Annotated in this window: 16 protein-coding genes; 5 read left to right on the top strand and 11 right to left on the bottom strand. The window is 71.1% G+C overall.

Annotation, left to right across the window (positions count from 1 at the left end; all coding sequences use genetic code 11):
• Positions 1 to 8 precede the first annotated feature (8 nt).
• Positions 9 to 1,178 carry an acyltransferase family protein gene (locus tag ACQ86G_RS22650; RefSeq protein ID WP_431257423.1) on the bottom strand — a complete coding sequence of 390 codons (1,170 nt, stop codon included), beginning with the start codon at positions 1,176 to 1,178 and terminating at the stop codon, positions 9 to 11.
• A 299-nt stretch (positions 1,179 to 1,477) separates the two neighbouring features.
• The gene (locus ACQ86G_RS22645; RefSeq protein WP_431257422.1) at positions 1,478 to 2,284 is read right to left on the bottom strand and encodes a LysM peptidoglycan-binding domain-containing protein; all 807 of its coding nucleotides are present in this window, start codon (positions 2,282 to 2,284) and stop codon (positions 1,478 to 1,480) included.
• A gap of 226 nt (positions 2,285 to 2,510) precedes the next feature.
• Here ACQ86G_RS22645 and tagH point away from each other — a divergent pair, with 226 nt between their 5' ends.
• Together tagH and ACQ86G_RS22635 are read left to right on the top strand one after the other, a co-directional pair.
• Positions 2,511 to 4,406: a type VI secretion system-associated FHA domain protein TagH gene (gene tagH, locus ACQ86G_RS22640; protein ID WP_431257421.1), complete on the top strand. Its 1,896-nt coding sequence runs from the start codon at positions 2,511 to 2,513 to the stop codon at positions 4,404 to 4,406.
• A 33-nt stretch (positions 4,407 to 4,439) separates the two neighbouring features.
• On the top strand, positions 4,440 to 5,303 hold the full coding sequence (locus ACQ86G_RS22635) for a PP2C family protein-serine/threonine phosphatase (RefSeq protein WP_431257420.1): 864 nt from the start codon (positions 4,440 to 4,442) through the stop codon (positions 5,301 to 5,303).
• Positions 5,304 to 5,351: 48 nt separating this feature from the next.
• Here ACQ86G_RS22635 and ACQ86G_RS22630 read toward each other — a convergent pair whose 3' ends face one another.
• The 7 genes from ACQ86G_RS22630 to ACQ86G_RS22600 form a co-directional block, all read right to left on the bottom strand.
• A complete protein-coding gene (locus ACQ86G_RS22630; RefSeq protein ID WP_431257419.1) occupies positions 5,352 to 6,863 on the bottom strand; it encodes a HAMP domain-containing methyl-accepting chemotaxis protein in 1,512 nt (503 codons plus the stop codon).
• An 86-nt stretch (positions 6,864 to 6,949) separates the two neighbouring features.
• A complete protein-coding gene (gene tagF, locus ACQ86G_RS22625) occupies positions 6,950 to 7,660 on the bottom strand; it encodes a type VI secretion system-associated protein TagF (protein ID WP_431257418.1) in 711 nt (236 codons plus the stop codon).
• A 22-nt stretch (positions 7,661 to 7,682) separates the two neighbouring features.
• Positions 7,683 to 11,261: a type VI secretion system membrane subunit TssM gene (gene tssM, locus ACQ86G_RS22620; protein WP_431257417.1), complete on the bottom strand. Its 3,579-nt coding sequence runs from the start codon at positions 11,259 to 11,261 to the stop codon at positions 7,683 to 7,685.
• Positions 11,258 to 12,580: a DotU family type VI secretion system protein gene (locus ACQ86G_RS22615; protein ID WP_431257416.1), complete on the bottom strand. Its 1,323-nt coding sequence runs from the start codon at positions 12,578 to 12,580 to the stop codon at positions 11,258 to 11,260. Before ACQ86G_RS22615 ends, tssM begins: the two co-directional genes overlap by 4 nt.
• A gap of 74 nt (positions 12,581 to 12,654) precedes the next feature.
• Positions 12,655 to 13,989 (bottom strand): type VI secretion system baseplate subunit TssK, encoded by a 1,335-nt coding sequence (gene tssK / locus ACQ86G_RS22610; RefSeq protein WP_431257415.1) that lies wholly within the window; start codon positions 13,987 to 13,989, stop codon positions 12,655 to 12,657.
• Complete coding sequence (gene tssJ, locus ACQ86G_RS22605; protein WP_431257414.1) at positions 13,986 to 14,462, bottom strand: type VI secretion system lipoprotein TssJ; 477 nt, start codon at positions 14,460 to 14,462, stop codon at positions 13,986 to 13,988. Before tssJ ends, tssK begins: the two co-directional genes overlap by 4 nt.
• 166 nt (positions 14,463 to 14,628) lie before the next feature.
• Positions 14,629 to 16,191 (bottom strand): methyl-accepting chemotaxis protein, encoded by a 1,563-nt coding sequence (locus ACQ86G_RS22600; RefSeq protein ID WP_431257413.1) that lies wholly within the window; start codon positions 16,189 to 16,191, stop codon positions 14,629 to 14,631.
• Positions 16,192 to 16,482: 291 nt separating this feature from the next.
• Between ACQ86G_RS22600 and ACQ86G_RS22595 the strand changes: the two genes are divergently transcribed.
• Complete coding sequence (locus ACQ86G_RS22595; protein WP_431257412.1) at positions 16,483 to 17,886, top strand: MFS transporter; 1,404 nt, start codon at positions 16,483 to 16,485, stop codon at positions 17,884 to 17,886.
• A gap of 45 nt (positions 17,887 to 17,931) precedes the next feature.
• Here the strand turns inward: ACQ86G_RS22595 and ACQ86G_RS22590 are convergent, their stop codons facing one another.
• On the bottom strand, positions 17,932 to 18,816 hold the full coding sequence (locus tag ACQ86G_RS22590; RefSeq protein WP_431257411.1) for an MBL fold metallo-hydrolase: 885 nt from the start codon (positions 18,814 to 18,816) through the stop codon (positions 17,932 to 17,934).
• A gap of 121 nt (positions 18,817 to 18,937) precedes the next feature.
• Here ACQ86G_RS22590 and ACQ86G_RS22585 point away from each other — a divergent pair, with 121 nt between their 5' ends.
• Positions 18,938 to 20,458, top strand: coding sequence for a peptidoglycan D,D-transpeptidase FtsI family protein (locus ACQ86G_RS22585; RefSeq protein WP_431257410.1), 1,521 nt, complete (start codon positions 18,938 to 18,940; stop codon positions 20,456 to 20,458).
• A 133-nt stretch (positions 20,459 to 20,591) separates the two neighbouring features.
• Here the strand turns inward: ACQ86G_RS22585 and ACQ86G_RS22580 are convergent, their stop codons facing one another.
• Positions 20,592 to 21,017, bottom strand: a complete 426-nt coding sequence (locus ACQ86G_RS22580; RefSeq protein WP_431257409.1) for an Ohr family peroxiredoxin — start codon at positions 21,015 to 21,017, stop codon at positions 20,592 to 20,594.
• A 460-nt stretch (positions 21,018 to 21,477) separates the two neighbouring features.
• On the opposite strand from ACQ86G_RS22580, the gene ACQ86G_RS22575 reads away from it, so the two are divergent.
• Positions 21,478 to 21,810 carry a hypothetical protein gene (locus ACQ86G_RS22575; RefSeq protein ID WP_431257408.1) on the top strand — a complete coding sequence of 111 codons (333 nt, stop codon included), beginning with the start codon at positions 21,478 to 21,480 and terminating at the stop codon, positions 21,808 to 21,810.
• The last annotated feature ends 99 nt before the right edge of the window (positions 21,811 to 21,909 follow it).

Raw genomic sequence — 21,909 nt, 5'->3', positions numbered from 1 at the left:
TGGCGTGGTCAGTGGTCGGGGGCGATGTCCGTGGTTTCCCCTGGGGATGGCCGGGAGCTGCGCCTCAGGAGCGTCGTGCGCTTCGCCGACGCCGCGAAGGCGCCCAGACGCGCCATGAGGCGTTCCAGCGCCACGGCCAGTCCGATGCTGGCGATGACCGCCGGGACGTACACGACGAAGGTCCACGCCTGCGACGGACCGAGCAGCGCGCGATAGAGCGCGACCGTGCCGAGCACGATGACCATGTGGCTCAGGTAGAGCTCGTAGCTGAGCCGCCCCATGCGCGCGAGCCAGTTCAGCCCGGCGCGCGGGGGCGCTGCCTGCGCCCGGAAGGCGATCAGCATCGCGCAGGTGCCCAGGCACAGGCCGTACATGCCGCTCTTGAAGAGATGGCGGTGGACGAGATCGCCCCATCCGATGACCAGCAGCACGCAGAAACCGCCGAAGAGCGCGAGCGCACGGGCGTCGCGCGCGCCGGGCTTCCAGCGCCGGGCGGCGAGGGCGGCCAGCACGCCCCAGGCGATGGCGGACATGCCGGGCAGGTAGGCCTTCTCCCACCAGACCTCGTTGCTGACGGGCACCAGCGACCGCAGCGGCAGCAGGCTCAGCGCCAGCACGGCGAGCGCGACGACGAGCAACGGGCGCGGCAGCGCCAGGCACAGCAGCGGGAAGCCGACGTAGAAGACCTCCTCGATGGACAGCGACCACAGCACGTCCCACGCGGCCGGCGCCCAGCCGGTCCGGCCTTCGTACCAGTTGAAGGTGAAGGTCAGCGCCGAGCCCAGCAGGCCGCCCAGCGACTGCCTCGACGACGGTGCGAAGTCCGGGACGCCGAGCGCGGCCAGCAGCGTCAGGACGGTCAGCACGACCAGCAGCAAAGGGGCGATGCGGCGCACGCGGGCCAGGTAGAAGCCGCGGAGATCGACGCGCCGGAGATCGCCATGGCGCTCGAGGAGTCGCGTGGTGATCAGGAAGCCCGAGATCACGAAGAACATGAACACCGCTTCGTAGCCGTTGAAGCTGACGGCGTCGGTCAGGCGCCGGGGCACCCAGGCACCGAGCAGGCTGGGCGCCAGGGGCAGCCGGAACGGCAGCGCCAGGTGGTGCACGACCACCAGCAGGATGGCCACGCCGCGCAGGCAGTCGATGGCGAAGTTGCGCGGGGTACGGGCGTCCATGGCGTGAGCGTCGTGAAGGGGCGGCGATCGTAGCGGGCGCAGGCCATCCGGCGACGCTGCGGTCGGGTTACGCGCGTTACCCGGCGCAAAAGCGAAGAGGCGCCCGAGGCGCCCCTTTCGCGTAAGGTCATCAGGGACCGGTCATGCCGGTCACTTCAACTGGTCGGCCTTCGCCTTCAGCGTGACCGCCTTCTGGCGTTCCAGCTTGGCGAGCTCGTTGTCCGGATCGAGCTGCAGCACGTTGTCCCAGCCCTTGATCGCGCCGGCCAGGTCCTGCTTGGCGAACGCGGTGCGCGCGTTCAGCGTGGCCTTGGCGATCTGCTTCTTGCGGACGGCCTCGATCTTGGCGCCGGCGCCCGGCTGATCGGCCGCCTCGGCGCGGCGGTACTCCTCCAGCGCCTTGTCGAAGCGACCCGCCCGGTCGTGGGCATCGCCGGCGCGCATGGCCTTCTCGCCGGGCGAGGTTCCGGCGCCGGCGGTGGTGCGGGCGGAGCGGCCGGCGTCGGGGCGGCAGCCACCGTCGTCGTGGCCGGCGGGGTCGGTGCCTGCGCGGCGGCCGCAGCAGCCGCAGCGGCGGTCGCCTTGGGATCCGGCTTCGACGACGGGCGCGGGTACAACGGACCCGCCGGCGGCTTGCCGGGGATGCGCAGCACCTGGCCGCCCGACACCTGGCGCGGGACGCGGATGTCGTTGTAGCGGGCCAGGATGTAGAACGAGTAGATGTCGCCCATGAAGCGGCCCGCGATCCGCGACAGCGTGTCGCTGGACTGCACCGTGTAGGCGAAGGATTCGCGGCCCAGCTGCTGCACCGGATCGACCGTGATCTGGCGCATCAGGTTGTTGGCCAGCTTGTTGGCCGGATCCAGCTGCAGCGCGCGCTGCAGCTCGTTGCGGGCCTGGTCTTCCTGGCCGGCCTCGAGCAGCTCGATCGCCTGCATGGCGGTCTTCTGCGACAGCGCCTGCTCGGCCGCGGTCGGCGGCACGGGCTCCGGCGGCGGAGGCGGGGGCGGCGGCGGCGCCGTCACCACCGGTTCGGGCGGCGGCGGCGGGGGCTTCGGCGTGACGCAGGCGGCGAGCGCGATGCTCAGCAGCAGGGCCGTACCCACGGACAGGGTGGAATGACCACGACCCCGCGCCGCTTGCGCGGTCGGGGTCAGGGAGATCGGAGCGTCGGAACGGAGGGTGGTCGACATCGGCATCACGTCGGAATTCGAGCGGGGTGCAGTATGAAACAGCGACAAGCCCCTCTCAGGTGACTTTCGTTCATTGAAGCGAGACCATTGTCACGCAAACATCCCATGCCAGTCTCCCGAGGTCCCAAAGGCAAGCCACATGACCCTCACCCTGCGCGCGGTGTCGCTCAACGACCTGCCCCTGACGCAGCCCATCACCGCGCGATTCGACGCCACCGGGGGGACCATCGGTCGCGCCGACAACAACACCATGGCGCTGCCCGATCCGGAGCGCCACATCTCGCGCCAGCAGGCCGAGATCAGCGCGGAGGCCGGCGGCTACGTCATCCGCAACGTCGGCAGCGCCAATCCGATCACCGTGTCCGGCCAGCCCGTCGGACAGGGCCAGTCGGTGCCGCTGCGCCATCTGGACCAGGTCCGCATCGGCGGCTACCTGCTGGAAGTCCAGAGCGAGGCGAACGCCGACAACGGCGCCACGGTCATCCGCCGCGCGCCCGACCTGAGCCGACCCTCGACGCTCGGACCTTCGCCCGCACCGGCGCCGGCCGCCTTGTCGAGCTCCAATCCGTTCGCCGACCTGTTCGGCGGCGCGGCACCGGCGCCCGACGTTTTCAGCACTTCACCGGCGTCCGCGCCGCCTGTCTCGGCCTTCGCGGCGCCGCCGGTCCAGGCGCCGCCGCCGGCGCCGGCCGGCCCGATGATGCTGCCGGACGATTTCGATCCGTTCGCGCCACCGCCTCCGCCGCGTGCCGCGCCGGGGACCTCGGGCGCCGGCGGCATCCCGTCGTCCTTCGATCCTTTCGGCGGGCTGGACCTGGCCCCGCCGCCCGCGGCGCCGCCGCCGGCGGCGCGCAACGACGACCTCGGCTTCGGCGGCGCCTTCGCCGACCTCGTGCCGGGCGACAACAACCGCTCGCTGGACGATCTCTTCGGGCTGCAGCCCGCCGGCAGCGATCCGCTGGCCGGGTTCATGGCCGGCGCCTCCAAGCCCGGCGACGCGCTGCGCGACTCGGTGGGCTCGGATCCGCTGGCGCTGTTCGGCGCCGCGGCGCCGGCGACGAACACCGAACCCCAGACCCCCGCGCTGCCGGACCACACGCCGGCATTGAATTCGGCCTTCCGGCCGCCGGAAGTCAGGACGCCACCGCCGCTGTCGCCGCCGGTTCAAGGGCCCATTCAACCGCCGGCGGCCACCGTCGCGCCGGTCCCGCCGCCGGCCGTGGTCGCACCGATCCTGCCGCCCGCGATGCCACCGGTATTGCCACCGGTCGCGCCTCCGCCGCTGGCGGCTGTCCCGCCGGCTCAGGTGCCGCCTGGCATGCCGCCGCCCGCGCCGGCCGTGGCTGCCGTACCGGTAGCGCCCGTCGCGCCGGGTCAGGCCGCCGACACCGCGGCACTCTGGCAAGCCTTCTGCGAAGGGGCCGGCATCCGCATGGCCGCGCCGCCGCAGGGCTTGAACCCCGACCTGATGCGGGTCATCGGATCGTTGCTGAACGCCTCGGTGGACGGCGCGTTGCGCATGATGGCCGTGCGCGCCGCGACGAAACACGAGCTGCGCGCGCAGGTGACCGTGATCCGCTCGCGTGAAAACAACCCGCTGAAGTTCTCGCCCGACGCCCAGTCGGCGCTCGAGCAGCTGTTGCAGCCGCCGGTACGCGGTTTCCTGCCCGGTCCCGCGGCGATGCAGGACGCGATGCGCGACCTGGTCGGCCACACGATCGGCACGATGGCCGGCACGCGCGCCGCGCTGGAGGGCGTGCTGACGCGCTTCCAGCCCAAGGCGCTGGAGGCCAAGCTCACCAGCCGCTCCGTGCTGGACAGCGTCCTGGCGATGAACCGCAAGGCCAAGCTCTGGGAGCTCTACCTGCAGCATTTCGAGTCCATCCGGGACGAGGCACAGGAGGACTTCCACACGCTGTTCGGCAAGGCCTTCCTGGAGGCCTACGAAGATCAACTCGAGCGCCTGAGCCAGCATGGGCAGGGCCCCTCGGCGACCTCGCCGTCACAACAACAAGCACAGCAGAGCGGGGCCTGAGCCCCGCCGTTTGTCCTACACGTCGTTCACACCATGCTCAAGATCAGGGTTGCCGCCTGCAGCGAACAAGGCGCGCGCAACAACAACGAAGACGCCATCGTGGCGCACGAGAACGGCCCCGGCTGGTACGCCGTGCTGGCCGACGGCGCCGGAGGCCACCGCAACGGGGCCGAGGCCGCGCGCCGGGCCGTGCACCGCATGCAGACCAGCCTGGGCGACGCGACGCTGCCGTGGCGCCCCGAGCTGCTGACCGGCGCGGTGCTGGCCGCGCACGACGACGTGCGTCGCGGCGTCGAGGGCACGGGCCGGGACCGCATGCACACGACGCTGGTCGCGCTGTGCGTCGACGCGCAGCGCAACTTCGCGCTGTGGACGCACGTGGGCGACTCGCGCCTGTACCGCATCCGCGGCGGCCAGATCGACACGATCACTCAGGACGACAGCGTCGTGCAGATGCTGATCGAGGCCGGCCTGCTGACGCCGGAACAGGCGGAGGACCATCCGCACAAGAACCACCTCGTGGCCGCGCTCGGCATCGAGGATGACCTGAACCCGCACACCACCGCGCCGCAGCCGTTGCAGGACGGCGACGTGTTCCTGCTGTGCAGCGACGGCTGGTGGGGCAGCGCGGGCGACACGCTGATCCACGACACCCTGCGCGCCGCGGCGTCGCCGGACGACTGGCTGGCGGCGATGCGCGCCGTGATCGAGGAACGCGGCCTGCCCGACCAGGACAACTTCAGCGCGATCGCGCTGTGGGTGGGCGAGCCGATGCTGGCGACGGCGGTGCAGACACCGACCGACGAGGCCGGCACCGCCGCGGAAGATGCGACGGTCGACTCCGGTCCGGTGCCGCTGGAAGAGGAGGACGACTCGACGCGGCGCATGCCGCTCTGAGCGTCGACCCCCGTGGCGCGCCGTGGCGACCCGCCAGGCGCGACTGCTTCAGGTGCGCGGCGCGCCGCGCGGTGCGGTGACCGTGGCGGGTCCTGCCGCCGGCCACCGGGTCGGCGACGCCACGAACGCGCTCAGCCGCTGCGCGGTCTTCGACAGCGCCGCGGCCGTCTCCAGGTTGCGCTGCGCGACCTGTTCCGCGTCGGCGGTCGCGCGACCGACATCGGTCAGGGCGACCTCCAGCTGGCGCCCCGCGCTGGACTGCTGGTGCGTGGCCATCTTGATCTCCTTGCTCGCGATGTCCGATGCGGCCACGCGTTCGGAGATCAGCGAGAACATCGCCTCCGCTTCCGAGAACAGCGACGAGTTCGCCGCCACCGCCTTCACGCCGGCCTCGGTCGACATGATGGTGGCGTTGGAGACGTTGCGGATCGAATCGAGCTGGCGCCGGATGTCCACCGCATCGGCGCGCACCTTCTCGGCCAGCCGGCGGATCTCGTCGGCGACCACGCGGAAGCGCTCGCCGGCATCGCCCGCGCCGTAGGCCTCGATCGTGGCATTGATGGCGAGGATGTTGGTGCGTTCCGCCAGTTCCTCGATGGCGCCGAGGACGGTCGAGGCGCCCTGGACCTCCTTGCCCAGCGTCGTCATCTGCGTGACGACCCTGTCGATCTGCTGGCTCAGCCCCACGGTGGCCTCGCGCGCGCGGGCCATCGCCTGGCTGCCGGCGCTCGCGGCGCGCGTGCTGGCCGAGGCCATCTCCTCGACCTCGGTCGAGCGCTGCGCGATCTGGTTGGCGGCGGCCTGCACCTCGTGCATCGTGGCCGTGAGCTCGACGGCGGCGGAGGAGGTCTGTTTCGTCGCCCCGGCCTGCTTGAGCGAGGACGCTTCCAGCTCGCGCGCACGGGCGGCCACGTCCACGGCCGAGGCGCCCACCATCTGCATCAGCAGCCGCTGCAGGACCAGGCCGGTGACGACGACGATCAGCAGGCCCAGCGCCGTGCCGCCGAGCCCCACGGCCTTGACCAGGCGTGTCGTCTGACCCATCTCGGCTGAGCGTGCGACGAGGTGCTCGACCTCGTCCTGCTCCATGGTGTTGAAGCGCCCGCGCAGCCGTTCCATGCGCTGGCGGACCTGGTTGACCTTGGGAGAGCGGGTGACCTCCTCCAAGGTCATCGTCTGACGATCGGCGATGCGTTCACGGAACAGCACGAGGAGCGCCGCGATGTCCTTCTCCGTGTTGTCCAGGTCCACGGCGCGCGACCGCCACGCGGGCGTGACGCGGATCTCGGCCATGTCGGCGTTGACCTCGGCCGTCGACTTGTCCAGCGCCGTCAGATAGACGGCGTCCTTGGTCAGCATGAAGCCGCGCTGCGCGGCCTCCGCTTCGGCGACGTCGTTGAGCAGCTCGGCCAGGATGCGCAGGCCCTGGTGGCTCTGCGTCACGCCGTCGGCGGCGGTTTCCATGAGGTAGGCGCTGCGCATGGCGACGGTGCCGACGCCGCAGAGCACGAGCGCGGCCAGCAGGAATCCCAGCGCGAGGCTGCGTCCGAAAGTCTTCATTTGCCTGTTCTCCCTGGGACGCAATGTCGCACAGGAGGACGCTTCCGTCGCGCGCCGGCCGTCGGCGGCGGCCCGGCCGGGCCGGATCAGCCCGACTTCTTCGTCAGCAGCGCCGCGAAGGCCTCCACGTACGGCAGCCCCGGTCCCCAGCGCATGTGGACCTGTTCCCCGGGCTCGGGGTTGGGCGACCACACCGTGCAACCGGCCAGGCGCTCCAGCAGCTCGCCCGCCGCCAGCATCGGCACCGCCGCGGTGAGCAGGCTCGCCGGTGCGGTGTAGCTGACCCATTGCACCGCGTTCTCCGGCGCGGGCAGGGTCGCCGCGTGACTGGACGGCCAGGGCGGGGCGGCGGCCAGCGCCGCCTCCAGCGTGTTGACCGTCGCGGTGTCGTCCAGCGTGCGCATCGCCGCGTTGGCCAGCACCGTGTACCAGCGGTCCAGGTGGTCCAGCCCGGCGCGGTCCACCGGCGGCTGCGTGCGCGGCTGCGCGATCACCAGCGGGAAGTAGCGGCCGACGTTGTCGCAACTGGCCATCAGCACGCCGAACCACCACTTCATGTCGACGACGCCCGGCGCCCACGCGAAGCGCAGCACCGGTGCGGTCAGGTAGGTGTCAAGCCAGCGCGGACCGAGCGTCTTCGGCAGGTCCTGCATCATCCCGGACAGCCATGCATCGCAATGCTGCACGCAGTGTTGCGGCAGCCGGCGCTGGGCGAAGTCGCCCAGCGCGGCGACCTTGCCGTACCAGCCGGGCACGGCATCGCCGGCGGTGTTCAGGGCTTCGGGCAGCGCGCTCATGGTGGGGTTCTCCTGATGCGGTTCACAGGCCGCCCGGGCAACGGAACTCGTTGAGCTCCGGCAGCCGGAACGGGTTGCGGACGCTGCTGGCGGTGACTTCGAAGACCGCCTTGCGGCCCTCGATCTCGAAGGTGGCCTTGAAGCGTTCGGGGGCGCTGGTCTTCTCGATCTTGACGCGGTCGAACAGCCGGAACAGGGCCCACGGCCCGTCGTTGACCAGGCCCGACGAGCCGCTCGCGCTGACCGGGCTCAGCTGCACCCGCACCTGCGAGCTGCCGCGCGGACCCGGCCACTGCACCGAGGTCGGGATCTGCGGGCCGTGGCTGTAGCGCACGATCTGGCCGTCCACGTCCAGGATGAACTGCTGGATCGTGGTGTCCATCTCGATGGGCTTGAAGTCCAGCCGCAGCGACGGCGTGGCGCTGCCGGGGAAGAAGGTCTCCTTGATCGCCTGCGCGCGCTGGAACTGCGGCAGCGTGCCGCTGTCCCCGCCCAGCGGCGTGCCTTCGACGGCCCGGAACTTCCACGGCCGCGTCGTCGTGTCGACGTAGGGCGCGAGCTTCTGCTGGAAGAGCTGGTCGATCTTGCCGCCCGGTCCGAACAGCATCGCGAAGTCCGCCTGCGTGGCGTCGCGCGAGGAGTTGCGGTCCAGCGGATAACGCCCGGCCACGGCCTGGTTGCAGAACTCGCCGACCTGCGAGCGCACCTCCATGCCGAGGTTCTGGCGCATCGCGCCCTGCGACACGCGGGCGCTGCTGCTGCCGAGGTCGTCCAGCATCGTGCGCAGCGGCTCGGGGCTCATCGCGGCGGCGGCCTTCAGCCGCGTGGGCACCGGCGAGGGCGGCGGCGCGCTGCCGCCCTTGAGCGCGGAGTCGGCCGCCGTCAGCATGATGTTGGCTTCGGCGATCAGGCCGACGGTGTCGTCCAGCGGCGACTTGCCGCCGCCGGCCGGGGCCGTGACCATGCTGCGCAGGCCGACGAAACGGTCGTCGACGATGTTCTCGATGCGCGGCGCGTTCGGGTCCGCCGGGTTCTGCTGGCCGGGCTTGCCGGAGAACATGCCCGCCACCTTCTCGCGGGTCTGCTGCACCAGGTCCGCAGCGCGGCGTTCGGCGTTCTCGATCGCGTTGCCGGGCTGCGCGAGCGTGGTCTCGCGCGAGGCCGCCCTCAGGAAGGGCCCCAGCGGGCTGTCCGGCGCGGACAGCATCCGCGAGCGCTCCACCGACTGCGGCACCGTGGCCATCGGCAGCAGCTTGACGCTGTTGAGGAAGGACTCCCACGAGGCCGCGTAGTCGTTCAGGTAGAGCCGGCGCACGTCGTCGACCAGCGGCGCGTTGGCGCGCACGAGGTCCTGCGGATTCTTCGGTGCGGCGGCAACACCCAGCACCCAGGGCTCTTCCGCGGCGAGCTCGTCCGCGACCTGGCCGACCCGCGGCTGGAAGCCGCGCAGGTAGGCGTCGCGGGTGAAGAAGCCCGGCACGCCCTGCGTCAGCGGCGCGCCGTTGGCCCGCGTGAACAGCAGCGGCGCGTTGTGGCCGCCGGCGCGCGCGACGGTGAAGTCGGGGTACTCGGTGCCCAGGCCCTGCGCGCGCAGCCGGTTGTAGATGCGTTGCGGCAGCGGCTGCGTCGCGAGCTGCGTGCGCACCGACGTCAGCAGCGAGGCGTCCTCCGGGAGCGGGGACGCGATGCCGCCCTGCGACAGCAGCGCGTCCAGATGCGCGCCGAGCGCCGCGCGCTGATCGGGCGTGAGCTCCCGGCGCGTGGTCTCCCAGTCGCTCTCGACGTGCTGCTTCAGCGCCGCGGCGTCGAAGTGCTGCGGGTCGTGCAGCATCACGTAGGCCTTGAGCGCCTCGTACAGCGTGACGGGCGTCGCCGCGCCCTGGCGCAGCTGTTCCTCGATGCGCAGCACCAGCCGCGGCAGCACCGCGTCGCCCAGCATCCGCTGGTAGGACGCGCGCGCCGCGCTGTCGAGCTTCCTGCCCTGGAACAGGCCCAGGCGCATCGTCCACGGCACGTGGTCGTCGACGGCCGCCAGCGCACGCGTCGCCTGCAGCGCGGGCAGGATCGGCAGCAGGTCGGCCGTGGCGCGGTTGGGCGTGGCCTGCAGCAGTTCGCGGACCTGGTCCGCCCGGGCCGAGGTCTCTTCCAGGTACTTCTTGTTGTTGAAGTAGCTGACGGTCCAGGCCGTGATCAGGCCGATGCCGGCGACCGCGACCACGGCGTAGCCGGCCAGCGCCAGCGCGTTGCGGCGCCGTTCCCAGCCGCGGTGCGTGCCGCCCAGGCCGGCTTCGGCGAAGACGACTTCGCTGAGCAGGCGGTTCAGGAAGTAGCTGCGACCGCTGGCCTGGTTGGGCGCCAGCACCGCGTTCTCGATCTGGTAGCTGCGCGCGACCGAGCCGAGCACGCGGTCGATCGGCGTGCCTTCCTGCGTGCCGCTGACGAAGTAGACGCCGCGCAGCAGCGGCTGGGCTTCATACGGGGAGGGCGCGAAGACACCCTCGGCGAACTCGGCCAGCAGGGCGCGCAGGCTGGCGAACTGCGCCGGGAAGCCGTAGATGCGGGCGCGACGCTGCGGATCGCGCTCGGCCTGGAGCCGGTCGATCAGGCCGTTCTGCAGGCGCTGCTCGAGGGCGTCGAACTCCGCGCCGTAACCGGCCAGCGGCGAGGTGCTGCTGCGCGGGAAGGTGAAGCCCCACGGTGCCGCGCGCTGATCCTTGTCGGCCGTGGCGAAGTAGTCCATGAAGCCCGACAGCAGGTCGGCCTTGGTGACCAGCAGGTAGACCGGGAAACGGATGTCCAGGTCCTTCTGCAGCTCCTGCACGCGGGCGCGCACGGTCGCGGCATGCTGGGCGCGCTCGGCCGGGCTGCGCGACAGCAGGTCGGTCACCGACACCGTCACTAGCGCGCCGTTGATCGGCTGGCGCGGGCGCGAGCGGCGCAGCATCTGCAGGAAGCCGCTCCAGGTCGCCTTGTCGTTGGTGGGATCGCTGTCCTGCGTCGTGAAGCGGCCGGCGGTGTCGATCAGCACGGCCTGGTCGGTGAACCACCAGTCGCAGTGCCGCGTGCCGCCGACGCCGCGGATCGCGTGGTCGCCCATCTGGTCGGCCAGCGGGAAGTTCAGGCCGCTGTGGCGCAGCGCCGTGGTCTTGCCCGAACCGGGCGCGCCGATGATCAGGTACCAGGGCAGCTCATAGAGATAGCGGCCGCCGAAGCGCGAGCGCAGCTTGGCGCCGAAACCCGCGGAGCCTTCCGCGCCGAAGCGCGAGCGCTGCAGCATCTGCAGCGCCTGGCGGAAACGCTCGCGCACCGCCAGCATGTCGGCGGTCTCGCGCTCGGGCGCGTCCCCGGCGGGCTGCTGGAGCAACTGGTTCACGACGGCGCTGTTGCCGCGCTTGGCGCGCCAGCGGCTCCAGGCGATGCACAGCGCGACGATCAGCACGAGCACGCCGATCGTGATCCAGCGCGAGCGTTCGGTGTCGAGCGGGCGTGCCTCGCCGACGGCCACCAGCGGACCGACGATCCAGATCAGCAGCGCGACGGCGAGCACCAGCACCGCCAGGAGCACCCAGCGGTTGAAAATCCATCCCAGGACGCGTTTCATCGGGAAGCTCCGCGCGCCGGCGCTTCAGGCGCCCGGCCATTGACCATCAGACTGACTTCGACGCGCCGGTTCAGCGCGCGGTTGGCGGGCGTGTCGTTCGGGGCCACCGGCTCCGCCTCGGCGCGGCCCTCGGCGCGGATGCGCTCGGGCGCGACGCGGCGCGCGATCAGCAGCTCGCGCACGGTGTTCGCGCGTTCCTCGGACAGGTGCCAGTTGGAGGGGAAACGGGCCGTGCGGATCGGCGTGTTGTCGCTGTGGCCGGTCACGAGCACGGTGCCCTGGACCTGCGTCAGCGCATCGGCGATGCGTCCCATGAGCGCCTCGCGCTCCGGCACGATCGACGCGCTGGCCGGCGCGAACAGGCCGTCGCCACGGATGATCACGACGCTGCGGTCGACTTCATCGCGCACGGTGACCAGGTTGGCCTTGATGTCGGATTGCAGGAACTGCGCGAGCCGCGGCTTGGCCGGCGGCGGCGGCGGCGCGACCACGGGCGGCGACAGGCGCAGGCCCTGGATCTGGCCGAACACCGGGTCGGAACGCTCCGCCAGCGACAGCGTCAGCGACAGGTAGACGCCGACCAGCAGCAGCGCCGTCAGCGCCGCGGTCGCCGCCAGCGGCAGCCAGCCGATGTGGCGGCGCTGCGTGATGGCCTCGACCTGCCAGTGCTGCGCCAGTGCGGCGGGATAGTCGCCGCGTTGCTGCTTCAGGATCTGCGCGAGACGATCGCGCACCGCTTCCAGCTGCGCCGGACCGTTGTCGATCACGCGGTAGCGGCCGGCGAAACCCAGCGTCAGCGCGGCGTAGATCAGTTCCAGCAGGTCGCGGTTGGCTTCCGGCTTCTCGGCCAGGCGCGCCATCAGCTGGAAGACCTTCTCGCCGCCCCAGGTCTCGTTGTGGAACATCGACAGCAGGCTGTGCCGCGCCCAGACGCCGGAACCGCCCCAGGGCGTGTCGGCGCAGGCCTCGTCGATCATCGTGCAGAGCACGTAGCGCGTCGCCATGACGCGCTCCGGCGGAATGCCGGCGGCCGCCGCGCGGGCCGCGAAATCGCGGATGCCCTGCGCGAGGTTGTTGCGCAGCACCGCGACGTCGTCCACGCGGCGCGTCGCCCGCAGCTGCGGCACCAGCAGCAGCAGCGGGTTGGCCAGCGTCAGCAACGGGTTCAGCCCGGCGGCCGGCGGAGCGGCGTCGGGCTGGACGGAGTCGGGCGACGGCAGGGCACCGCGCGGCGCCTGCGCGCCGCCCGGACGGGGCTTGATGAAGGTGCGCTGATCGTCGAAGCCTGCGAACGGATCGTTGAGCGCGGAGGGGTCCATGCCGGCTCCCGGAGGTTACTTGTCTTGGATCGGTGGCGGAATGGGGCGGGGCCCGGCGTCGCGGTGAGCGGCGCTCACTGACGGATGGCCCAGAGCTCCAGTTCCAGTCCGGGGAAATCGCCGGCCACGTGCAGCGCCAGACTGCCGCTGCGCTCGAGCTGCTTCCAGAGGTCGCCGCCGCGGTCCAGCTCGAAATAGTGGAAGCCCGCGTGGAAGGGCAGCTGGCGCGGCGCCACCGGCAGCGCGCGCATGCTGATGCCCGGCAACTGCAGGTTGACGAGGTCGCGGATGCGGTCCACCGGGCCGAGCTTGGATTGCGCGGGGAAACGCTGGCGCAGCTGTTCCGCCGCCACCTGCGCGTTGACCGCGATGACGAAGCTCGCGCTGCGCAGCAGGTCGGCGTCGGGGACGACGGCCGTGCGCACGCCGTGGGTGCGTTCGGTCAGGTCGATCTGCAGCGCGTTGCGCTCCAGCACGACGCTGAGCATGCGGCGCAGGTCCTCGAGCAGCGGGGCGAAACTGCCGCGCAGGTCGTCGTGGCGGTACAGCGGGTATTCGGACGCCAGCCGGGTGTCGCTGACGAAGGTGGCCATGTCGCCGGCCAGTTGCAGGCAGTCGCGGTGCAGCGTTTCCGGATGCACGTGCGGGGAGGCCGCATGCTGGCGGAACAGCGGGTCGGCGCGGTTCAGCGCCTGCAGCATCAGGAAGTCCGCCAGTTCGGACACGCCGTTGCCGAGCTGACCCATGCGCGACGACAGCAGCTGCGCGCGCTGGCGCACCAGCCCGTGCAGCAGCGAGGCCATCGCGGACAGGTGGCCGCTGGCGTCGATGCGGGTCTGCGGCGGGATGTAGCTGCGGTCCAGCACCAGCTGCTGGTCGGCGCGGCGCTCCGCGATGCGGGCCACGCCGAGCGCGGCATAGGCGTCGTTGAGTTCGCGGGCCGGCAGCAGGCGCAAGGTCAGCGCGCCGGTCTGGACGGGTTCGGGTTCGTCGCCGGCGCTGGTCTGGTCGCGCAGGTCCTGGTCGACGACGTGATAACGGTGCAGCTCGCCGGCATCGTGGCCGTTGAACGCGACCTGGTCCGTGCCCGGTCGGGCGATCGGCGCGGCCAGGACGACCATGTCGCCCTTCAGGTCCGCCGGCACTTCCAGCGGCGCCATCGCGGCGTCCGCCTGCGGGATCTGGAACGGGGTGCCGTCGGGCAGCACGCCGCTCGCGCGCACGATGCCCAGCCGGCCGACGCTCAGCAGCGCCTCGTCCAGCACCAGCTCGGTGAAGCCCCAGCCGTGCGGCGCCAGCGCGCGGGCGCGGCTGTCCACCAGATGCTCGAGGTAGCGCGTCTCCTGCTGGAAATGGTGCGGCAGCAGGAACATGCCCTGCGACCAGATGACCTTGCTGTGCCAGCTCACGGCAGCCTGACCGTCGCGCTCACCGACAGCTCGTCGGCCTGGATCAGGATCTCCTGCTTCCTGCCGACGACCACCGGCACCACCGCGCGCCAGCGCGCACGCTCCAGGTCGCGGTAGGCGGCGAAGACCGCGACGAAACGCGTCTCGGGCGACAGGATCTTCTTGGACCACGGACGCGCCTCGCCGGGCTGCAGCGTCATCTCCTCGCGGGAAACGAGCTCGGTGCCCAGTTCGGTCTGGTCCTTCTGGTACAGGCTGACGAAGTCGGCCGCATTGAAGCCGACGTCCGATTTCAGCTCATACACCCGCACCAGCAGCGGGGACGGACGCTTGGTGACGCTCGGGTTCACCTGGGCCGAGGCCTGGATGCTGCCCTTGGTCACCTCCGTCGGCTTGTCCGAACTGGAGAACGGGTTGATCTTGTCGAGGGACGAGCAGCCCCCCAAGGCGCCCAGGGCGAGCAACGCCCCCAAGGCCAACGGGGCCGCGACGGCGGCCCTGCGAGTGAGGGAGAGGGGTTTTGGTGTCCCGAACGCGGCGTGAGCATCTGGTTGTCCTTCTTGACCGAAAGAAAGGATAGCCAGCGGGGGGCGCTCGGGGTGGTGACTTAGGTAATCGTCCTCCCCCAACCAGCCGCCGTCAGGCGGCGACGCCGACCCGGAACTGGCTGACCAGCCTCGCCAGTTGCTGGGCCTGGCCGTTGAGGCTTTCGGCCGCGGCGGCGCTTTCCTCCACCAGGGCGGCGTTCTGCTGGGTGACCTGGTCCAGGTGGGTGACGGCGTCACCGACCTGCTGGATGCCGCCGTTCTGCTCCTGCGTGGCGGCGGAGATCTCCCGGATCAGGGTGTCGACCTGGCCGACCTGCGCGACCACCCGCTGCATGACCTCGCCGGCGCTCTGCGCCTGGCGAGCACCGGTGTCCACGCGCTGGGTGCTGGCCTGGATCAGGTCCTTGATCTCCTTGGCCGCAGCCGCGGAACGCTGCGCCAGCGCCCGGACTTCGGAAGCGACGACCGCGAAGCCGCGTCCCTGCTCGCCGGCCCGGGCCGCCTCGACGGCGGCGTTCAGCGCCAGGATGTTGGTCTGGAAGGCGATGCCGTCGATCGTGCCGATGATGTCGCCGATGCGGCGCGAGGCGTCGCTGATGCCCTGCATGGTCTCGACCAGGGCGCTGACGGCCTGGCCGCCTTCGCCCGCGGCGCCGGACGCGTCGGCGGCCATGCGGCTGGCCTGGCCGGCGGACTGCGCGTTCTGGGCCACGGAGCTGGTCAGTTCCTCCATCGAGGCCGCCGTCTGCTGCAGGCTGCTGGCCTGGGTCTCGGTGCGCGAACTCAGGTCGGCGTTGCCCTGCGCGATCTCCTTGGAGCCGTTGGCGATGCTCTCGCTGCTGTCGCGGACCTGGCCGACCAGGCGGCCGAGCTGTTCCACCATGCGACCCATGGCGCGCAGGAGGTCGGCGGGTTCGTCACGGCCTTCGGCGTGGATCTGCACGGTGAGGTCGCCGGCGGCGACGTCCTGGGTCGCGCGGACGGCCTGGGCGATCGGGGTGGTGATGGAACGCGTGACCTGCAGTGCCAGCGTGATGCCGATCGCCAGCGCGACGGCCACGACGCCCAGCGTCACGCGCAGGCCGTTGGCATAGGAGGTGGCCGCATCCTTGGCGGCCTGGTCACCGCCGTCGCGGTTGTAGGCCACGTCGAGGTCGACGGCCTTGGCGAGTGCGGTGAACAGGGCGGAGGAGCGCCCGCCGGCCAGCTTGCGGGCCGTCTCATGCTGCGCCTCGCCGCCGGCGATGGCGCGTTGCATCTCGGCGTCGGCGTCGAGGTAGGCCTTCCACGCGTCGCGGATCTGGCCGTAGAGCTGCCGTTCCTTGTCGCCGCTGATCGACGGCTCGTACGCGCTGGCGGCCTTGTCGAAGGCCTGGACCGAGGCGTCGTGCTGCTTCACGAGCGCAGCGCGGGCGCCCTCGTCGATCTCCAGCGCGCCGCGCAGCGACAGGCGGCGCGTCTCGTTGGCGGCAGATTGCATGTCGGCCAGCTTGGCGACGCTGGGCAGCCAGTTGGTGTTCAGGTCCTGGACGTTGTCGTTGATGCGGGACATCTGCTGGATGCCGAAGGCCGCGATGAAACACAGCAGCACCAGCACGGCGGCGAAGGCCAGCGCCAGGCGTTTGCCGATGCGGAAATTGCGGAGGATGGACATGGTCGTGACCGGGGGAGGCCGGGTGTTACGAGAGGTGTACTGAGATTGCGCCCGACAGCCTTCAGAAACCTGTCCGTGAGGGGCCCCTCAACGCCGCGTGAGGCTGTCGTCCCCACGTCCGGCGACCTGCCGCGCAGTCGTTCACGCCAGAGGAGGGAACCGTACGACGCACGACCGGGCCCGCCGTGTCCACGGCTCGGCGAGCATCCCGATGGCCGCCTCCGCAATTGCCCGGGTATGACAACGTTGTCAGCGTGCTCTATGCTTCGTCCCACAAGAGGAGACGAATCGATGAGTGCAGATCTATCCCGGGTCGCCGGTGGCGGCGCGCAGCCGCGCGCGGAAGGCGCGCCGGCGGGGGCGTCGGCGGAAACGCCGGACGGCGGGGCGACGCCGGTCCACGCCCGGCATCCGTTGACCTGGGTCCCGTCCGTGTACCTGGCGATGGGCCTGCCCAACGTGCTGGTCGGCCTGGTCGCCGCCATCCTCTACAAGAACCTGGGGGTGTCCAACGAGGACATCGCGCTCTACACCTCGCAGATGTACCTGCCGTGGGTGCTCAAGCCCCTGTGGTCGCCGCTGCTGGAACCCTACCGGACCAAGCGCTGGTGGGTGATCACGATGCAGTTCCTGATGATGGCGTCGATCGGCGCCGTCGCGTTCTGCCTGCCGCTGGACGGCTTCTTCCGCGCCTCGCTGGCCTTCTTCTGGATCACCGGCTTCGCCTCGGCGACGCAGGACATCGTGGCCGACGGCGTCTTCATGACGACGATGAGCCCGCGCGAGCAGGCGCGCTACGCCGGCCTGCAAGGCATGTGCTGGAACCTGGGGGCGGTGGTTGCCTCGGGGCTGCTGGTGTCGCTGACCGGCTGGCTGCACGGCTCGCTGGGCTGGACCTGGGTGCAGTGCTGGATGGCGGTGATGCTGGGCGCGGCCGCGATGATGGGCGGCTTCGGGCTGTGGCATCTGCGCGTGCTGCCCCCGGGCGCGCCGTCGGCGGTGCAGGGTCAGGACTTGTCCAGCGCGATGGTGTCGCTGCGGGAATCATGGATCACGCTGTTCCGGAAGCCGTCGATCTGGATGATGCTGGCGGTGGTGTTCTTCTACCGCTTCGGCGAAGGCTTCATCGAGAAGTTCGGACCGCTGTTCCTGCTGGATCCGCGCACGGCGGGCGGGCTCGGCCTGGACAACGCGGCGCTGGGTCACATCTACGGCAGCGCCGGCACGATCGCGTTCATCGCGGGCGCGTTCCTCGGCGGTTTCATCGCTGCGAAGATGACGCTGCGGCGCTCGTTCCTGCTGCTGGCGATCGCGCTCAACCTGCCGCACCTGACCTACTACTACCTCAGCCACGCGCTGCCGACGGACCTGTGGTGGATCGGCGCCGTGGTCGCGATCGAGAAGTTCGGCTTCGGCATGGGCTCCGTCGGGCACATGCTGTACATGATGCAGCAGATCGCCCCCGGACCCTTCAAGATGACCCACTACGCGATGGCCACCGGCGTCATGGCGCTGACCAAGTGGGCCACGGGCAGCGTCAGCGGCTGGCTGTACGCGGGCGTGGGCCAGCATTACGCGAGCTTCTTCGGCTGGGTGCTGGTGTTCTCGATCCCGCCGATCGTGCTGGCGTGGCTGGCGCCGTTCCCGGTGGCGGTCGACCGCGAGGACCTGGGCGCCCCGGCGGGCGGGCATTGATCGACGGCCGGTCTTGTTCCGGCCCACCGCAGGCTCACTGGCGGCTCACTGCCGGCTCAGCGTGTTCAACGGAATCTTCAGGTAGCTGACGCCGTTGTCCTCCGCCGGCGGCAGCTGCCCGGCGCGGATGTTGATCTGGATCGAGGGCAGGATCAGCGTCGGGACCTCGAGCCGCGCGTCGCGCGCGGTGCGCAGCGCCACGAACTCCGCCTCGCTGACGCCGTCATGGACGTGGATGTTGCGGGCGCGCTGATCGGCGACGGTAGTCTCCCAGGCCGGCGCGCGGCCGTCGGGCGGGTAGTCGTGGCAGACGAAGAGGCGCGTGGCCGGCGGCAGGGCCAGCAGGCCTCGGATCGAGCGGTAGAGCGTCGCCGCGTCGCCGCCGGGGAAGTCCGCGCGGGCGGTGCCGACATCGGGCATGAACATCGTGTCGCCGACGAAGACCGCATCGCCGATGCGGTAGGCCATGCAGGCCGGCGTGTGGCCCGGCACGAGCATCGCCTGCGCCGCGATGCCGCCGATGTGGAAGACCTCGCCGTCCCGGAACAGGTGATCGAACTGGCGACCGTCGGGCAGGAAGTCGCGCTCGAGGTTGTAGAGCTTGCGGAAGACCGCCTGCACCTCGCGGATGTGCTCGCCGATGGCGATGCGCCCGCCGACATGCGCCTGCAGATGGCGTGCCGCCGACAGGTGGTCGGCGTGGGCGTGGGTCTCGAGGATCCACTGCACGGTGAGCCCCGCCTCGGCGACGTGCGCGAGCAGGCGGTCCGCCTGGGTCGTGGCGGTGCGACCGGACTTGAGGTCGAAGTCGAGGACCGGGTCGACGATCGCGGCCTGGCGGGTCGCCGGATCCGCCAGCACGTAGCTGACCGTGCCGGTCCGCTCGTCGTGGAAGGCGGCGATCGTGATGGCGGGGGAATCGGGGCTCATGGCCGAAAGGCGCTCGCGGCGGAGTGGCGGTGGAATTCACTATACCCACCGCCGCAGGTGGAACCGCCGTAACCGATCTTCCCGCCCGCGGCCCCGCGCCGCGCCGCTAGGCTGCGCCGCGATGGCCGACAAGCACGTTCACCAGCACGTTCACCAGCAGCCCCTGCATTTCCACAGGAGCGATCTCCTGACCGTGGCGCTACCGGTCTGGCGGACGCGATTCGTCCAGCTCCTCTTCCTCGCGGGCTTCCTGGGTCTCGCCGCGCGCGCGGCATGGATCCAGCTGCTCGGCCAGGACTTCTACGCGTCGCAGGGCGACCGGCGCGTGCATGCCGAAGCGCCGGTGGCGGCGCGGCGCGGCCAGATCCAGGACCGTCACGGAACGGTCCTCGCATCGAGCGTGCCGCGCGCGTCCGGGCAGGGTTTCCAGCGACGTTATCCCGACGGCGAGATCGTCGCGGCGGTGGTCGGTTTCACCGACGTCGACCATCGCGGGCAGGAAGGGGCGGAACGCAGCTTCGATCCCGAACTGGCTGGCACCGACGGCCTGCGCGCGGTGATCCAGGACCGGCTGGGTCGGGCGATCGCGGACGCGCCGGAAACGGTCGGCGCGGTGGATGGGCGCGATGTCCGGCTCACCCTCGACGCGCGCATCCAGCTGCTGGCCTTCCGCCGCATCAAGGACGCCGTGGACGGCCATGCGGCGAAGTCCGGCAGCGTCGTGGTCCTCGATGCCCGGACCGGCGACATCCTCGCGATGGCCAACTACCCGAGCTTCGATCCGAACGAACGTCGCCATTGGCGGCAGGACCAGCTCAGGAACCGCGCGGCGTCGGACGCCTTCGAACCGGGATCGGTCGCCAAGCCGATCACGATGGCGACGGCGCTGGACCTGGGTCGCGTGAGGCCGGAGACCGTCTTCGACACCGGCCCGGGCCACCTCCGGTTCGAAGGGGCGACCATCTCGGATGTCGGCTGCTTCGGCGTCCTGACGGCGGAGGGCGTGATCGAGAAATCGAGCAACGTCGGCATGACCCTGCTGTCCCGGTCACTGTCCGCCGAGGAGATGTGGCAACGCTTCCGGGGGCTCGGATTCGGCGAACGGGCGCTCGACGAGGTGCCCGGCGTGGCCGTCGGCCGGGTGCGGCCCTGGGCCCGGTGGAAGCCGATCGAGCAGGCGACGATGTCCTACGGCTACGGCTTCTCGACCAGCCTGCTGGGCATTGCGCGCGCCTATACCGCCTTCGCCGGCGACGGGGCGGTGCGGCCGCTGCGTCTGCGCGTGTCGACGCCGGCGCGTGCCCCGGTCCCGGTGTACTCGGCGAAGACGGCGGCACAGATCCGCCGCATGCTCTGGCTGGCCGCGGGTGGCGCGAGGGACGCGTCCTTCGATGCGGACGATGCCATCGGCGGGAAGTCCGGCACCGTGCGCAAGCTGGAAGGCCGGGCCTATGTCATCGGCAAGTACCGCTCGCTGTTCGTCGGCATGGCGCCGATCAGCCGGCCGCGGCTGATCGTGGCCACCTTGATCGACGAGTCGACCGAAGGGGGCTACTACGGCGGGCAGATCGCCGCGCCGGTGTCGCGCGAGGTCCTGCGCGAGGCCCTCCGGCTACAGGGCATCGCGATCCCGGCGTCCTGAGCCCCGAGGGCCTGCGCCGCCCGTGATCGCGGTGCATTGCACCGGGTGGCGCAGCTCGTGCGCCGCGCCGCCCAGGAGGAAGAGGAGGGCGAACAGCCATCGCGTCACGACGGCACTCCCGGCGGCCGCGGGTTCAGGCCAGCTCCAGCCCGACGTTGATGTTGCCGCGCGTCATCTTCGAGTACGGACAGGTGTCGTGGGCGCGCTTGATCAGCTCGTAGGCGGTGTCGCGGGGCAGGCCGGGCAGGCTGACGCGCAGCTTGGCGCTCAGGAAGTAGCCGTCGACGCCCTTGTTGAGGTCGACCGCCGCGTCGACGGCCGCGTCGGCGGGCAGGCGCACGCCGATCGCGTGGGCGGCCAGGCCCATCGCGCCGATGAAGCAGGCCGACCAGCCGACCGCGAACAGCTGTTCCGGGTTCGTGCCGGGGCGGGCGGTGCCGGGCGAACCCAGCTGGACGTCCAGACGCTGGTCGTCGGACTGGCCGCGGCCGTCGCGTCCGCCCGTGGTACGGGTGTTGGCGGTGTAGAGGACTTGAACGTGGTCGGTGATCGAGGACATGGCGGGCTCCAGTAGGGCAGCGTCACTTGCTGCATGGCCCGCATTTCATCGGTCCGATGTATCGACGATGTGTGACGGCCCCGGTGAATTGGCACGGCGCATGTCGAGCCGGGCGGCGGACACACTGGCATACAAAGGCGGACCGTCCGCCAAAAGTGACCCTGGCGACCCTCTGCACTTGCGCGGGGGCGAGGTCACGCGCCGTCATGGAGCGACCCCTCGTGTGACGGTCCGTGACGGCGACGTTGCGGCCGCGTAAAACCCGGTGCGCCCAGCGCCGTGACGAGGTTCCCGACGCCCGATCGCGCGAATTCTTAAGCAGGCCCTAATTCGGTGGGCGCACCTTACGCCCAGGGCAACACGATGTTTGACGCAATCGGCCCGACCGGCCCCGCGGCCCACGGCGACGCCTGCACAAGACGCCACCGGCGCGGAGCCCGCCGAGTCGAAGGAGAAGCACATGAGCAAGTCCACCCCGATCCTCGCCATGGTCGCCGGGTTCGCCGCGGCGTCGGCCCAGGCCTCGACGGATCCCGACGACATGGCGCGCCGGTCGGAGCGCCGCGCGACGATCCAGCAGCAGCTGCGCGCGGTCCAGGTCGAGCTCTACTGCGATCACCAGGACAACGCGATGCATCTGTTGCGCGATGTCCGTCGCCAGCTGATGGCGCAGCGCGATCCGGACAACTCCCGCGATCTGCGCCAGCTCGAGAAGGTCAGCTGGCTGGTCCGCCACGGCGACACCGTCGAGGCGATCGCGACGATCGACGCGGCGCGCGGCACGGCGGCCTGATCGGCGACGAACCGGCGCAGCCCCGCCGGCAGCCTGCCGCCGGCGGGTAGCTGGTAACGGGTGGCGGGTGGCGGAATGCGCTTCGTAATATTCAACGGT

This window comes from Roseateles chitinivorans, assembly GCF_050632145.1.
Classification (GTDB): Bacteria; Pseudomonadota; Gammaproteobacteria; order Burkholderiales; family Burkholderiaceae_C; genus Roseateles; species Roseateles chitinivorans_B.
Note: the sequence above shows the minus strand (reverse complement) of the source record. Positions and strands in the feature narration are given on the sequence as shown.